Origin of the sequence: Chryseobacterium shigense (genome assembly GCF_014207845.1) — a bacterium.
Classification (GTDB): domain Bacteria; phylum Bacteroidota; class Bacteroidia; order Flavobacteriales; family Weeksellaceae; genus Chryseobacterium; species Chryseobacterium shigense_A.
Window position 1 is genome coordinate 1,844,049 of record NZ_JACHLC010000001.1, and the last position, 15,564, is coordinate 1,859,612.

Below are 15,564 nucleotides of genomic sequence, written 5' to 3' on the forward strand. Positions count from 1 at the left end.
GTGATTAAAAATTTGATGTATTTTTTCGAAATGAAAAACATTCCTGCTTTATCATAATACGCTTCTCTTTTTTCTTGTAATGAAAGATGAAAGGTCTTTTTTGTATCAAATAATTACTGTTTTTATTAGTGAAAATTCAATTTTTCGTGCAGGGAAAGGCCCTTAACAAACTTTAACCACATATAATTTTTACAATTCATTAATATTTAAGATATTTGCGCATTGTTTTAAAAATAAAGAATGAAAAAAATCTTTGCAGTATCATTCATATCAGTTGGATACTTCCTAAATGCACAGAGTATAAGTAACTCTCCGTATGCAACCTATGGAATTGGAGATGTAAAATATGATAATACGATTGAAACTGCCTCTATGGGTGGTATATCTACTGCTTATATCAGTGATTTCACGAGCAGCTTCAATTTCGCAAACCCTGCGAATAACTCTAATTTCGAGCTTACAAGCATCAAGCTGGAGGCTACCAACGAAAACAATTACTTCAAAACAAATTATCATGATACGAAGTCTACCAAACATTCTACGTATCTTTCCAATATTTCATTAGCTTTTCCATTGTCACCAAAGGTAAAGATGGGACTTTCTTATCAGCCTTACAGCTCGAAGAGTTACGATATTGTAAATAGTACTCCTAGATACGTCACCATAGACGATGTTGTCACACAAGACGGATATTACACCAATCGTTTTAAAGGAAGCGGAACTTTGAACACTGCACAGGCAGCTGTTTCATATAAAATCGATCAGAATTTTGCGGTGGGTTTAAGGGCTAACCTTTATTTCGGAAACCTTTACGATTTGAACGAGCTTAGATCTTTCGATAAAGACGGATTTTTAAATGCTGAATACATCAATGGCTACGAAACCAAAAACAGTATTAAAAACTTTAACTTTACGCTTGGTGGTAGCTACCAGAGCCTAAATACACGTACTGACAAAAAATTAACCATCGGAGCTACTGCTACATTTGGAAATACAAGCAATATGACTACTGATTATGTGAACAGTACCTATGTATATTCTGATGCAGCACAAACCGTTAAAGCTCTGGAAACAATCATAGACCAGAAAAGTACAAGTTCTAAAAACCTTCTTCCGTTACAGGCCTCAATAGGTGTTGGGTACGGAAGCGAAAATCATTGGTTCTTTTCAGGACAGCTGGATTATAAAAAGGGAGAAGATATTTCTTATTTCGGAAAAACTTTTGATTTCCAGGATACCTACAGAATTTCTGCCGGAGGATGGTATTTACCGAATTACAACAACTTCAGAAGCTATTTCTCAAGAGTAACTTATCGATACGGAGCATTTTATGAGAGAGGAAGCCTTAAAATAAACGGTACCAGCATCAATAAGTTCGGAATCTCCGGAGGAGTATTGCTACCATTCAAAACGAGCAGTATTACAAGAATGAGCGGTCTTGAACTAGGTGTGGAACTCGGAAAGAGAGGAACTCTTAAAAATGACCTGATCAACCAGAATTACATCAATCTGAAAGTCGGCTTCAATTTTGCTGACAGATGGTTCAGAAAGGCTCTGTACAATTAAAATGAATTTTTCAAAAAAAATATCATATAAAAATATAGCATGCCTTTTTAGTTGTGCTATATTTTTTATACTGACATCCTGTGAAGAAGATCTTACCAAAGCCAACGGCAATAAAAACAAGAACTTCCCGTCACAGATTATCAATAATGCCAATATTATACAGCGGGATTCAGGTTTTATTTCTCTGAAAGCTAAAGCCCCGATCATCGAAAAATATGAACTGATCGACAGCCCCTATGTAGTAGCCAGAAAAGGCATCAATATAGAATTTTACGACAAAAAGAAACCTAAAATACCCGGTAAAATTACCGCTAAATATGCCCGTATTTTTGAGTACAAAAAATTTTATGAGGCAAAAGGTGATGTAAAAATTACTACTAATGAAGGACAGCGCTTTGCCATGCAGAGCATTTACTGGGATCAGAAAAAAAACAGGATTTACACTAAAGATACAGTGTATGTTACTATGGAGGACGGTTCTACGCTGGTTGGCGCCAATGGTATGACCGCCAAAGATGATTTCTCCGAATATGCTTTCTTTAATAACTCGGGAGATTTCAGTACAAAAAGGCTCGAAGAAAAAAAAACACCGCAGTAATATGAAGTTTCAGGCTATTGGGCTTATGTCCGGAACCAGTCTGGATGGTCTGGACCTATGTTTTGCTTCTTTTGAAAAAAAGAATAACTGGAATTTTCAGATTTTAAATGCCGAAACTCTTCCCTATCCCCAGCACTGGGAAGATAAGCTCAGAAACTCTATCCATTTGTCTTCACAGGAATTACTGGAACTTCATTCAGAATATGGTTTTTATTTGGCGGAGAAAGTTAAAGAATTTATCCACCGTAATCAGCTTGAAAATATCGACCTGATCGCATCTCACGGCCATACGGTTTTTCATCAGCCTGAAAAGAAATTTACACTACAGATTGGAGACGGCAGAGCCATTAAAATAGAAACAAAACTTCCTGTTATCTATGATTTCAGAAGTCAGGATGTGCTCATGGAAGGAAACGGAGCGCCTTTAGTTCCTATTGGTGATGAACTGCTTTTTTCTGGATATGATGCCTGCTTAAATCTGGGCGGATTTTCCAATATCTCTTTAAAACAGAACGGCAAAAGAATAGCATTTGATATTGCTCCGGTAAATATCGTACTGAACAGACTTGCCCGGAAATTCAATAAAAACTTTGATGAAAATGGCGATCTTGCAAGAAAAGGCAGAATTAATGATGAACTTTTAGCACAACTTAATTCCTTAGATTTTTACAGCCAGCCCCATCCTAAATCTCTAGGTATTGAATGGTGCAATGAGTTTATTTTTCCACTTCTGGAAAGTAATAAAGCTGAAGATGCCATTACTACTTTTACTGAGCATGCAGCCCTACAGATCTCAGATATTATCAATCAAAACAATTTACAGAATGTTCTTTGTACTGGCGGAGGAAGCTACAACACTTATCTTATTGAAAAAATCAGAGAAAAAACAGAATCGCAAATCATCATTCCTGAAAAGGAGATCATTGATTATAAAGAAGCACTTATCTTTGCTTTTATGGGCGTTTTAAAGATGAATAACGAAAACAACGTTCTTTCTTCCGCAACCGGAAGTACTGAAGATCACAGTTCCGGGGTTTTGGCATAAAAAAACCTTCATTGCTGAAGGTTCTTTTATTATTTATAAGCTTCGATCTTATCTGTTAATGTATTGATAAAGTTCTGAAGCGGTTTTTCTACCATCATTTTGATAAAAGGGTTGAATTTTCCTTCAAAAAGCATCTGAACCTCAGTTTGATTTTCACTCACAGGGTTTAAGGTAGCTGTTAATGAAAAATCCAGACTTGAACTTGCCGATTTCAAAACTGCCTTCTGCTCATTCACTTCATCTATTTTCAAAGCGATTTCCGGCATGCCCTGAAGTCCGAATTTGAATCCGTTATCTCTTGTTTCAAATTTCTGAAGACCGTCTGGCATAAAATCTTTATAGTTTTCAGGGTATTTCAATATTTCAGACAGCTCTTTAGATGATTTATTGACAATAATTTTTCGTCCTTCTAAATTCATTTTTTTATTTTTGTATTTAAATTCTAATTCTTACAAATATATGTATAAAGTTTTTGTGAACGAAAAAAAATTATTACTGTCTAAGCAATCTGAAAACTTAGAAAAGGTACTTAGATATGAAAACGTCACAAGTCTGGAGATCGCTCTGGATCTTCTGGAAAATACATCATTAAAAGAATTAAATGTTTTTGGTGAGAATATTGAAGAAATCTGGGCAGAGTTTCAAAAGCTTTTCAGGATTATAGAAGCTGCCGGAGGTTTGGTAAACAATCCTCAGGGAGAACTTCTCTTCATTAAAAGATTGGGCAAATGGGATCTTCCGAAAGGTAAAATGGAAAAGGGCGAATCCCGAGAAGAATCGGCTGTAAGGGAAATTGAAGAAGAAACCGGATTAAAGGATGTGGAGCTAGTGAAATTTATCAATACAACCTATCACATTTATATCGAAAGAAACGGTGAAAAAATCCTTAAATGTACCCATTGGTTTGAAATGAATTTCAATGGGGAAGATACCTCAAAACCTCAGATAGAAGAAGGGATTACTGAAGTAGCCTGGAAAAACACCACCCAGATAGAGGATGAAGTTTTCCCAAGTACTTTCAAAAACATTAAACTGATTGTAAAGGAATTTCAGTACTCAAGGCTTAAATAAATTCAATAGATTTTTCAAGCGCAATCCCCCGTGAACCTTTTAAAAGGATATTTTCAGAATGAATTTTATTCTGTTGGAGATATTGTATTAATTCTGTTGTATTTTCAAAAGACAGTGACGAAGAATCAACAGTTTTGAAATGCTTACCTACAGTTATAATTTGGTCAAAAGCTAATTCCCTGGCAAGCTTCAGGATATTCTGATGTTCTTTTCCACTCTCCTCTCCCAATTCAAGCATATCACCGATAATAACAGTCTTGCTTCCCTCAAAAGTTGCAAAATTATGCAGAGATGCATTCATAGAGCTTGGATTGGCATTGTAGGTATCCAGAACCAAAGTTCTTCCTTCTTTTTTCACAACCTGCGAACGCATATTCGTTGGAGTATAATTCTCAATAGCATGGCTGATCTGTTCAAAACTGATCCCGAAATGAAGTCCCAGACTGGCGGCTGCACAAAGGTTGGTAAAATTATATTCACCTGTAAGTTTTGAAACTGCTTTTGTATCCTGATATTCCAATCCTACAAAATGTTCTTCGGAAAGTAATCCGAAATGATAATCAGAATTATCTTTCCCAAAGGTAATCTTTGGAGTATAATTTTCAGTTTTTTCTACCTGTATAGGATCATTCTCGTTGACAACAATGGTTTGATGATGATTTTTCAAATAATCATATAATTCAGATTTGCCTTTGATTACTCCTTCAAATCCACCGAATCCCTCTAAATGAGCCTTTCCAAAGTTGGTAATATATCCGAAATCCGGCTGTGAAATAGTGCATAAAAGTTCAATCTCCTTCTGATGATTGGCTCCCATTTCCACTACTGCCATTTCATGCTCCGGCTTGATTGAAAGTATGGTTAACGGAACTCCAATATGATTATTTAAGTTTCCGGAAGTATACTGTACGTTGAATTTCTCAGAAAGAACTGCATGTATGATTTCTTTCGTAGTTGTCTTTCCGTTACTTCCTGTAAGTCCTATAACAGGAATTTTAAGCTGATTTCTATGGTGAATTGCCAGTTGCTGAAGAAGTTCCAGTGTAGAAGGAACATAGAAAATATTTCTGTCTTTATTTTCAAATTCCTGTTTCTCTACAATCACGGCCAAAGCCCCATCATCAACAGCTTTTTCCGCTAAGGTTGCAGCATTGAAGTTTTCACCGGAAAAGGCAAAGAAAATATCATTTTTACCGACTTTTCTGCTGTCGATAGTCACTTTATCTGACTGTAAAAATAAAGGATAAAACTGTTCTATATTCATAGTTCAAAAATAAAAAAACCTTCCGGAAATCCGGAAGGTTTTTTATAAGTATTTTTTGATAAATATTATCTTCTAGTTCTACCTTTATCGTTAGTTCTAGCATCTTGCGCAACACGGAAACCGATCCATCCGTAAGCCTTGCCCTGATTTTTGAATCTTCTTTGTCCCGGATCCAACCAATATGCTGTATCCTGCCAAGAACCTCCTTTTACAACTCTTACATCATTGGATACCGCAGAAGTTCTGTCTTTAGTATCTTTCTGAAGTTTTACTCTTCCTGCTCCATCTACAATAAATCTTTTTTGAGGAGAATTGTACATATCAAATGAAGAAGCTGAGTCTGAAGCTCTGTAATATTCTAAAGAAGACTGTCTGTCACCATCTCTGTAGTTTCTAAGATCGGCAACGGTTTCTCTTTCAAACTGTCCCGGAAGACCTCTGTAAACTAATCTTCCGTCTGATAAAGTATCATATTTAATGGTACCCTCATCAATCATTTTGTAAGTTCCGTCTCCGTTTTTTACGATAGCCTGAGGCATATTACCTCTATAATAGTTGAAATCGCTGAAATCTTCATCAATAATAGGTCTGTATACATCGGCAGTCCATTCAGAAACGTTTCCGTACATACCGTAGATTCCTAAATCGTTAGAAGGGAATTGTCTTACGTCTGCTGTCTGTGCAGCTCCGTCATTTTTCCATCCTGCGATACCGGAATAGTCACCTCTTCCCATTTTGAAGTTTTCAAGGTACATTCCTTTATCTCTTCCTTTTTTACCTGTAAGAGTTTCAATTTCAGGTTTTTTACCTAAATATTGGTTATACTCTCTGTTTTTGGCCATACCAAGAGCTGCATATTCCCATTCAACTTCGGTAGGAAGTCTGAACTTCTGAACCATTGAAGCGTTAGGAGCTCTGTTTGCTGCAAGAAGTCTCTGGTTGGTTGTTTTCATACCGGATTTCTGCTGCATTCTTTTCTCGTTGATATATCCCTGCATTTCCGGATCATTCGCTTTGAATTTATCCATATTGAATGCAGTTCCACCCTGGTTATTGGATTCGTTGATATACAAATCTTTAGCAATAACTCCGGCCTGCATTAAAGCTTTTTCATTCGCTCTGTCTGTAAGCCATTCACAATATCTGTTTGCCTGAGTCCAGGAAACTCCTACTACCGGGTAGTAATCGAATTCCGGAGAACGAAGATAAGTTTCATTATAATCGTTTCTGGCTAATTTGTTGTCCCATAAAAGAGTATCCGGCAAAGCACCGTTGTAGATCTCCTTGAAGCTAGGGTCACTTGGTGGAAATACGTACTTCAACCATGTAAGGTATTCGCGGTATTCGTAGTTAGTAATTTCTGTTTCTCCGATGAAGAATGAACTTACCTGCATTCTGCGCGGTGTGTTATTCCAATCATGCATAACATCATCTTTCACTAATCCCATTGTAAAAGTTCCACCTTCTACATATACCATTCCTGGCCACCCCTTCTGTTTTTGTTGCTTTCCTGCAAAAAACCAACCTTGTTTTTCGTTTGGTTTCCAACCTGTCTTGCTGACAAATTTTTTAGTACCGCCTCCTTTGCTGGTCCCGGATCCGCCACAGCTGGTTAATGCAAGTGTAGAACTTAATGCTATTAATGAAAACAACTTTAGTTTTTTCATAGTCGATATAAATATTTTCAAAGTACAAAGAAAAAATAAATTATTCAATAAATCAAGTAAACATTTGATTTTTTTGAAAAACGTTAACAAATTAATTTTATTGTATCACAATTTAATTCTAAAATTTTCATTTTATTTGTAATTCAGAAATTTCAATAATAAACATGAAACAAAAAATCACCTTTTTATTACTATTCTCTTTTGTATCAACACTTTGGGCCCAGAGAAAAGCCATAGAATGGGAAGGCTCTAAAATCCAGGATTTTGGTGAAACAAAATTAAATCTTCCAAATTTCAAAAATGAAGGTTTTTCGTTCAGCCAAAATAATGTTTTTATCATAACTAAACAAAAAATAGGAGAAAAGCAGCTGAAAGTTTCGGATATGGCCTGGGAAAACGTTTCCAGTAAGGATTTATATGATCTTGACAAAGGCAGGCTACCGGATTACGAAGTTGCAGATGTGGCCTATTATACATTGGAGGGAGAGAGATATGCCAGCATCAGTGTGGCTTTATTTAAGAATGTAAAGGGTCGTATCCAAAGACTTTCTTCATTCAACATTTCTGAAACAGCAGCTCCCAATAATTTCAGATCGGGCAATGCAAATAAAATAGGAACAACTAACAATCCTCTTGCTTCCGGAGGTTTTTATAAAATCAAAGTAGACAGATCCGGGATCTTTAAAATTACGGCACAGTTTTTAAGAGATAACGGTATTAATCCGGCTTCTGTAAATCCGAAAAATTTCAGGATCTATGGAAACGGCGGTGTAATGCTTCCTGAATACAACCAGGATACAAAATACAGCGCACTTCAGGAAAATGCCATCCAGGTGGTAGGTGAAGAAGACGGTGTATGGAATGACGGAGATTATGCCCTGTTCTATGCCCAGGGGCCAAACGGATACAATCTTTATGATACATCTAACGGAAATGGCTTCAAAAGAATAGATACACGAACAGACAGAAGCAATAATCTCAAAAATATATATGAAGATTTTTCTTACTACTTTATTAATTTTGATAAAGGTGCCGGCAAAAGAGTGCAACCGGTTGATGTCAATCTGCCGGCAGGGAGCCTGATTAACAGATACGATAATTATCAGGTAATCAACAATGACCAGATAAATCTTTTAAAAGTAGGAAGAATCTGGGTGGAAGAGGCGCCGTTCAATACAGACAAAGCGGTTACATTTACCACCGGTTCACCTATACAGCCCGGTGATGTTATAAAATACAGAACACAGGTAGTAGGCTACAGATCACAGCAGAATTCAGTTGAATTTAAGATCAATAATCTCAATCCGATCACTCAGTCTGTTCCGGCTAATACCCCAACTTATGGATTTGATTTTTATCAGATGAAATATGACGGAACAATATCCAATCTGAGCGGAAACCAGATTACCCTGAATTATGCTCCTAATATTTCCGTAAATCCTAACGGAGCTTTCCATTTCGATTATGCGGAGGTACAGTATAAAGAAAACCTTACTTTCAACGGATCACAGTTAAGCTTCAGAGATTTCTCGCTTATCAGCGGAACCAATATCAGCTACGGTTTCGGTATTACCAATGCTGCAAACCTTGAACAGGTATGGGATGTAACTGATATTACGAATGCCAACAGAAGAGTAAACAAGGCAGGTGCAGGAAATTTTAACTTCGGTTATATTACTTCAGATCCTAATTTCAATAACGAATTTGTAGCTTTCCGTGCGGATGCCGCCTACAACCCACAGTTTGTGGAAAGAGTTGCGAACCAGGACCTTTCAGGACTACAGAATGTAGATTACCTTATTATTACAGTTCCTGAGATGATGGCACAGGCACAGAGACTGGCCAGCTATCATCAGACCAAAAACAATTATACGGTAGAGGTTGTGGATGCTTCTAAAATTTACAATGAATTCGGAAGCGGAAGCAGGGATCTTACGGCAATAAGAGATTTTGTAACCAAACTTAATAACAGCGCAAGACTTAAATATGTGTTCATTTTAGGAGATGCCTCTTATGATTATAAAAACAGAATCTCAGGGAATTCCAATATTGTTTCCAGCTACGAAGGTGAGAATTCAGCAGATTTTGTAGGTTCTTTTGTAACGGATGATTATATTGTAATGACACAGCCGCAGACTACATCTTCTATTGAAAATAACCTGCCGGACCTGCCTGTAGGGAGAATTCCTGCCGCTAACGTGACGGAAGCCGGAAATATGATCAATAAAACTCTTGCTTATTACAATGCTCTTCCGGGACAGTCATCCCCTTTCGGAGAATGGAGAATGAAGCTTGATTTTGTGGTAGATGATGATAAAGACGGCGGAAGTCCTTTTCATGAAGTAATGAATAATACGTTGTCCAGTATTTTTGAACAGCCCGGACAGCAAGACCTGAAAGAATATAACGTAAGAAAGTTGTATCTGGATGCTTTCCCTGCCCAAAGTACTGCAGCAGGACAAAGATTTCCTCAGGTGACCCAGGCCATTTCAAATGACATCGGGAACAGTCTTTATCTGTTCTATTTCGGACATGGAGGTATCAACGGATGGGCACAGGAAAGAGTACTGACAAGTACCGAGATTCAGAATTCCAATAACTTCTCCAATGTATACAGCAGATTTCCGTTTGTATCTACTATTACCTGCGAATTTACATTATGGGATGAGCCTAATACATCTTCTGCAGGAGAACAGTTTATTAAACTTAAACAAGGGGGTACTGCAGCTATGATTACTTCAAGCCGTGCTATTGGAGTAGATTACGGACGTAACTTTACTGATCTTTATACCAAGAATATTTTCAAATTAGTCAATGATGATTTTGAAACTCTAGGATATGCTCATTTAAATGCTAAAAAACAAAAGGGATCCAGCATCGACCACCTTAAAGTAAATTTACTTGGAGATCCGGCTATGAAACTGAGCAGACCTCAGAGACAGCTTGTAATAGATAACATAGAATCTCCTGTTCCGGGACTTATCAGAGGATTGGATTTCATTAAAGTGAAAGGCCACATCAATAATCCTAACGGAACATTGAACACAACATTCAACGGAAGGGTTTCCATCAATATTTTTGATAAGAGATTAAACAAAAAAACTTTAAATAACGACGGAGTATTAGCTCCTGTTATGGATTATACAGAAGAAGGAAGCGCTATTGTTAAAGCTTCAGGAACAGCTGTAAACGGAGTATTTAACGTGGAATTCTATGTTCCGAAAGATATCAACTATGCTGTAGGACAGGGAAGAATATTGGGTTATGCAGATAACAGGGCAACAGATGTATTCAATAATCAGGCAGTACAGGTAGGAGATATCAATCCCAACGGAATCAATGATAATGAACCTCCAAAAGTAAAACTGTATATGAATAACACCAATTTTGCAGACGGAGGAATCACCAACCAGAATCCGATGCTTTTGGCTTGTATTACAGATGACACAGGAATCAACTCTACAGGATCGGGTGTGGGTCATGATGTTACGGTTTACCTTGACGGACAGATCATCAATACAATTATTCTGAATGATTTCTTTGCCTCAGGGGAAGGAAACGGATGTTTAAGCCCGGGGCTTGCAGATTATCAGAAAGGAAATGTAACTTACCCTTTCAGAAATCTTGCAATAGGACAGCACCAATTAACATTTAAAGTTTGGGATATAAACAATAATTCTACAACTGCTACGTTAAACTTTGAAGTTAAGGATGAAACCGATCAGCATCTGATCATCAACAGACCGCTGAACTGGCCGAATCCGTTTACCAATAAAACATACATCCAGTTTGAGCATAACTGCGATGATATTTTAGATGTAAATGTTCAAATTTATACCATAACAGGAAAATTAGTAAGAACTTTATCTCAGCCGGTAGTTGCAGAACCGTTCCTACAGGGCTTTAGAACGCCACGCCAGGCAATTGAATGGGACGGAAGAGACGATTTTGGGGCAACTGTTGCAAAAGGTACGTATATTTTTAAGATATTTGCAAAAAGTCAAAATCAAGAAAAATGCAAAGGAAGTGCTACAGCTGTAGAAAAAATGGTACTTTTGAAATAAATTAAATAATACATAGATAATAATATTTATAAAAAACTGATAATATATAAAAGACAACATATGAATTTAACTACTAAACTGCTTTTGGGATTTGGTTTAAGTGCTGGTTTTTTAGGCTATTCGCAAGATTTAAGTAAAATAAATCCAGTATTGACCGGAGCTCCTTTTCTAAGAATTGCACCAGATGCAAGAGCTGGAGGTATGGGAGACCAGGGGGTGGTAACTTCACCGGATGCATTTTCACAATTCTGGAATGCGGCAAAATATCCTTTTAGCAGAACAAGTTCTTCTATAGGTCTTAACTATACACCTTATATGGGGAAACTTACCAATGATGTATTTTTACTATATGGTGCATTCCATAAATTTTTAGGACAGGAAGAAAGATCTACAATCTCTGCAAGTATCTATTATTTCAACATGGGTGAAGTAGACCTTACCCAGTTGGTAGGTTCAGAAGTAACTTCTATGGGTACTTCAAAGCCTAATGAATTCTCCATTGACGTTGCTTACGGTCTGAAACTTTCAGATTCTTACTCAATGGCTGTTACCGGTAGATTCATCCGTTCAGATTTAGCCGGAGGTTTCAACACAGACACTACCCTTAAAGCTGCCAACAGTTTTGCCGTAGATGTTTCAGGATACTATACCTCTCCAAGATTTTCAAGTTTCGGAGGATATGACGGTAAAGTAAATGCCGGTTTCGCAATCCAGAACTTAGGTCCGAAATTAGATTATACAGGAAATGAAGAATCCAGATCTTACCTGCCTACTATGGCCAGATTAGGAATTGGATACGATATGTATATGGATGATATGAACAGAATCGGGCTTAGTGTAGAAGGTTCAAAAATTCTTGTTCCCGGATCAGAATATGTAGGAATAGATCCTAATACAAGACAACCCAGATATGAGATTCCTAACGTAGGTCCTATCGCCGGAATCGGAAAATCTTTCAAAAACAAGAACAGTATCATGTACAGTGGTGCTTTGGAATATTCTTATGACAATGCATTCTCTGTAAGAACAGGTTACTTCCACGAAAGTGAAGAGCAGGGAGCAAGACAGTTTGCTACTGCCGGTATCGGATTAAAATACCGTTCTTTCGGGCTTGATGTTTCTTACCTGATCAATATGTCAAAAATCAATACTGCTTTGGATAACACGCTTCGTTTCGGTCTTACCTGGAACATTGGTGACGAAACATCTAATGTAGATTATTAAAAACATTATACAGTATAAAAAAGCCTCATCATGATGAGGCTTTTTTTATGCCGGTAAAGAATTAACTTCAAACTTGTAAAGCAAAATTCACAATTCACTCTCCGGCTATTACAGAAATATAATATATAAGTTTGCAAAAGTCTCACTTTTATAAGGTTTTTGTTGTTTTCAATAATTAATTTTGCAGTATGAATTATTCAGCAGAACTCAAAAAATTCGTTACCAGTCAATATGTATATTCTGCCATCAGAATTACACTGGCAACTGTTCTGCCCTGTTTGGTTCTCGCCCACTTCGGAATCCTGAAAGAATATTTCCTTTTTCCGCTTGGAACCAGCTTTGTTGCCCTTTGTGATCAGCCCGGCCCTTTTATCAGAAGAAGAAACGCTCTAACATTTGCTATAGTCTGTTTTGTTTTTGTGGCGCTTATTGCCAGCCTGGTCATGAATTTTAAAATTCTGGTCATCACAGAAATTATTGTATTCGGGATATTTTTCTCTCTCATTGGGGTTTACGGACAGAGGCTTGCTGCTGTAGGTTCATTATCCCTTGTTGTTTTGGCGATTTTTATCGATGGGCATCTTACGGGAGGTAATATTTTTAAAAGCCTGCTGATCTTCGCATCCGGCTGTATATGGTTCCTGCTGATCTTTCTTATAGTTACAACAATCCAGCCTTATAAACTGGCGGGACAGATGATCGGGGAAAATTATCTCCAGCTTGCAGAATTTTTAAAGATCAAGGCCAACTATTATCAGAAAAATCCTGATTTTGATAAATTAACAACCCAGGTTATTGCCAAGCAGATCGGGATCAAAAACCTTCAGGAAGAAACAAGAGAAACCGTTTTCAAGACCAGAACCATTGTTAATGAATCCACAACAACCAGCCGTCTTCTGATGCTGATGTTTTTGAATTCAATGGACCTTCATGAAAAACTGATGACATCTGAAAGCGACTATCAGAAACTGCAGCAGAGCTTTGAAGACAGCATGATCCTGGTTAATATCCATGATTACCTCAACCTGCTTGCCGAAGAAATTACCAATATCGGGATCTCTTTACAGATAGGAACAAGAGCCAAGCCTATATTCGATCTGGAGTTTGAGCTGAAAAACCTCAATTACCATTATTTTGAGCTTCGCAATAAGCAACTGAGTTCCGATAATCTGGAAAACTTTATGGTTCTCCGCCAGATCCTGATGCGCATCAATGAAATTACCAAAGAGATCAATGAGATTTATAAGGTTTTCTCGCAGGATATTAAACTGGCCAAAAGTCTTTCCACCGGTCTGGATTTAAAAAAATTCATGCCTAATGAAGAAAAGCTCAATTTCAAAGTTCTAAGGAACAATATTTCACTATCATCATCCCATTTCAGACATGCGATAAGAATTACGACCGCCCTTCTGGTAGGGTATCTTTTCTCTATGTTCAATTTCCTGGGACTTGGCCATACATATTGGATACTAATCACCATTACCGCGATACTGAAGCCCGCCTACTCTATTACCAAAAAACGGAATCTTCTCCGTCTTTACGGAACTATTGCCGGTGCGGTTATAGCCTATACAATCCTGCATTTCATCCACATCAACGCTCTTTTATTTACGATTTTGCTTTTGAGCATGATTATGTGTTTCAGCTTTCTGAAAGGACGTTACTTCTGGGCTGTACTGTTCATGACCATTTATATTTTCCTCAGCTTTAATTTTTTAAACCCCGGAAATGTAAATGTAATTTTCAAGGACAGGATTGTAGATACACTCATCGCTGGAGTCATTGCTTTTGCAGTATCCTATATTGTGCTTCCGGTTTGGGAACATACCCAGAATCTTGATCTGATGAAAAAATCTGCCGCAGATAACCTGATCTATTTTGAAAGTGTTATTTCCAAATTCTTACAGGGCAGCTTTGATATTGAAGATTATAAAATGAAAAGGAAAAACGCCATCATTTCACTGGCCAATCTTTCGGATAATTTTCAGAGAATGATCTCTGAACCTAAGAATCAACGGAAAAAACTGGAAGTTGTGCACCAGTTTGTGGCTACATCGCACCTCATCACGGCATATACGGCTTCCCTATCTCAATATTCCAAAAACAATGAAAAATATCCTGAAATTGATGCCGAAAGCTGGAGCAGAAAGATAGAGGCAGAAATGCAGCAGACTTCTGCTCTGCTAAACGGAAACGAGATCAATGAAGCTTTAAAAATGGAAAGCCGCCTGGAACCGGAAGACTCCTCCATTGAAGACATGCTTCTGAAAAGAAAAACGGAAATTGAGGAAAATGATCTTGTTGACAGAAGAGATCCTGATAAAATATCACATTTAACAGAGCTTAAAAACATCCATGATATCCTGGAACTGATCTACGATGTTGCCAAAGAGCAGAGAAAAGTAATAGAAAAATACAAAAACGAGGCAGATTCTACTCTTCCACAATCGTAAAACAATAATCATCAAAAAATTCCACTCTGGCTTTAAACTCATCTGAAAATTGCTCATCATAAACCCTGCAGCTTATTTTATGAAGATGTTTAAGCTCAAACGGCTTCACTTCATAATTTTTCTTGAGAGACCAGTATTTTGAGTGATGGATTTTGTACATACTTTCCTTCACACTCCATATTATAGTATAAAACGTCACGGAATTATTCTCAGGAATAAAACCTCTTTCATTTTCGTAAGTGAATTTATCAATAACCCTCAGAATCTTTGGATTGAATTTTTCAATATCAATGCCTATTTTGTTTTTGGAGATAGCTATCGCGGCAAAAGGAAATGAATGAGTGATAGAAATTTCAGCATCTTTAGGTGACAAAAACGGCTCCCTTTCTTTGTATAATATTTTGGAATGAGGTTTTAAACCTTTTAAAAGTTTACGTACCATCAATACTTCCAGCAGTTTTTTAGGATGGTAATCTTTTACCTTTTCGGCGTTTTCAGGTTCCAGAAGCTCGCTGATATCAAGTTCTTCACTTTCATCATATTTCCATACGAGGATTGTGGCGTTGTCATCTGAAAAATCTCGGTAAAGGGGCATCGTTTTTTTATTCGATA

At 37.2% G+C, this 15,564-nt stretch carries 11 protein-coding genes; 7 read left to right on the forward strand and 4 right to left on the reverse strand.

The window, feature by feature from the left end; all coding sequences use genetic code 11:
* Positions 1-240 precede the first annotated feature (240 nt).
* From HNP36_RS08470 to HNP36_RS08480, 3 genes are read left to right on the forward strand one after another with little or no spacing between them, the layout of a single operon-like run.
* The gene (locus HNP36_RS08470; RefSeq protein ID WP_184158488.1) at positions 241-1,566 is read left to right on the forward strand and encodes a hypothetical protein; all 1,326 of its coding nucleotides are present in this window, start codon (positions 241-243) and stop codon (positions 1,564-1,566) included.
* 1 nt (position 1,567) lies between these two features.
* Positions 1,568-2,164, forward strand: a complete 597-nt coding sequence (gene lptC / locus HNP36_RS08475) for an LPS export ABC transporter periplasmic protein LptC (RefSeq protein WP_184158486.1) — start codon at positions 1,568-1,570, stop codon at positions 2,162-2,164.
* Between the two features lies 1 nt (position 2,165).
* Positions 2,166-3,209 carry an anhydro-N-acetylmuramic acid kinase gene (locus HNP36_RS08480; protein WP_184158484.1) on the forward strand — a complete coding sequence of 348 codons (1,044 nt, stop codon included), beginning with the start codon at positions 2,166-2,168 and terminating at the stop codon, positions 3,207-3,209.
* Positions 3,210-3,238: 29 nt separating this feature from the next.
* Here the strand turns inward: HNP36_RS08480 and HNP36_RS08485 are convergent, their stop codons facing one another.
* Positions 3,239-3,628: an SRPBCC family protein gene (locus tag HNP36_RS08485; protein WP_184158482.1), complete on the reverse strand. Its 390-nt coding sequence runs from the start codon at positions 3,626-3,628 to the stop codon at positions 3,239-3,241.
* Positions 3,629-3,668: 40 nt separating this feature from the next.
* On the opposite strand from HNP36_RS08485, the gene HNP36_RS08490 reads away from it, so the two are divergent.
* Positions 3,669-4,280 (forward strand): NUDIX hydrolase, encoded by a 612-nt coding sequence (locus tag HNP36_RS08490; RefSeq protein ID WP_184158480.1) that lies wholly within the window; start codon positions 3,669-3,671, stop codon positions 4,278-4,280.
* Here HNP36_RS08490 and HNP36_RS08495 read toward each other — a convergent pair.
* Positions 4,273-5,544, reverse strand: coding sequence for a UDP-N-acetylmuramoyl-tripeptide--D-alanyl-D-alanine ligase (locus tag HNP36_RS08495; protein WP_184158478.1), 1,272 nt, complete (start codon positions 5,542-5,544; stop codon positions 4,273-4,275). The two genes, HNP36_RS08490 and HNP36_RS08495, sit on opposite strands and share 8 nt — an antisense overlap.
* Before the next feature lie 65 nt (positions 5,545-5,609).
* Complete coding sequence (gene gldJ / locus HNP36_RS08500; RefSeq protein WP_184158476.1) at positions 5,610-7,211, reverse strand: gliding motility lipoprotein GldJ; 1,602 nt, start codon at positions 7,209-7,211, stop codon at positions 5,610-5,612.
* A 164-nt stretch (positions 7,212-7,375) separates the two neighbouring features.
* Here gldJ and porU point away from each other — a divergent pair, with 164 nt between their 5' ends.
* The 3 genes from porU (at position 7,376) to HNP36_RS08515 (ending at position 14,952) form a co-directional block, all read left to right on the forward strand.
* A complete protein-coding gene (gene porU / locus HNP36_RS08505; RefSeq protein ID WP_184158474.1) occupies positions 7,376-11,275 on the forward strand; it encodes a type IX secretion system sortase PorU in 3,900 nt (1,299 codons plus the stop codon).
* 60 nt (positions 11,276-11,335) lie between these two features.
* The gene (gene porV / locus HNP36_RS08510) at positions 11,336-12,499 is read left to right on the forward strand and encodes a type IX secretion system outer membrane channel protein PorV (RefSeq protein ID WP_184158472.1); all 1,164 of its coding nucleotides are present in this window, start codon (positions 11,336-11,338) and stop codon (positions 12,497-12,499) included.
* A gap of 188 nt (positions 12,500-12,687) precedes the next feature.
* Entirely contained in the window at positions 12,688-14,952 is a 2,265-nt protein-coding gene (locus tag HNP36_RS08515; RefSeq protein ID WP_184158470.1) for an FUSC family protein, read from the forward strand.
* Here the strand turns inward: HNP36_RS08515 and HNP36_RS08520 are convergent.
* Positions 14,933-15,547, reverse strand: a complete 615-nt coding sequence (locus HNP36_RS08520; protein ID WP_184158468.1) for a 4'-phosphopantetheinyl transferase family protein — start codon at positions 15,545-15,547, stop codon at positions 14,933-14,935. The two genes, HNP36_RS08515 and HNP36_RS08520, sit on opposite strands and share 20 nt — an antisense overlap.
* Positions 15,548-15,564 lie beyond the last annotated feature (17 nt).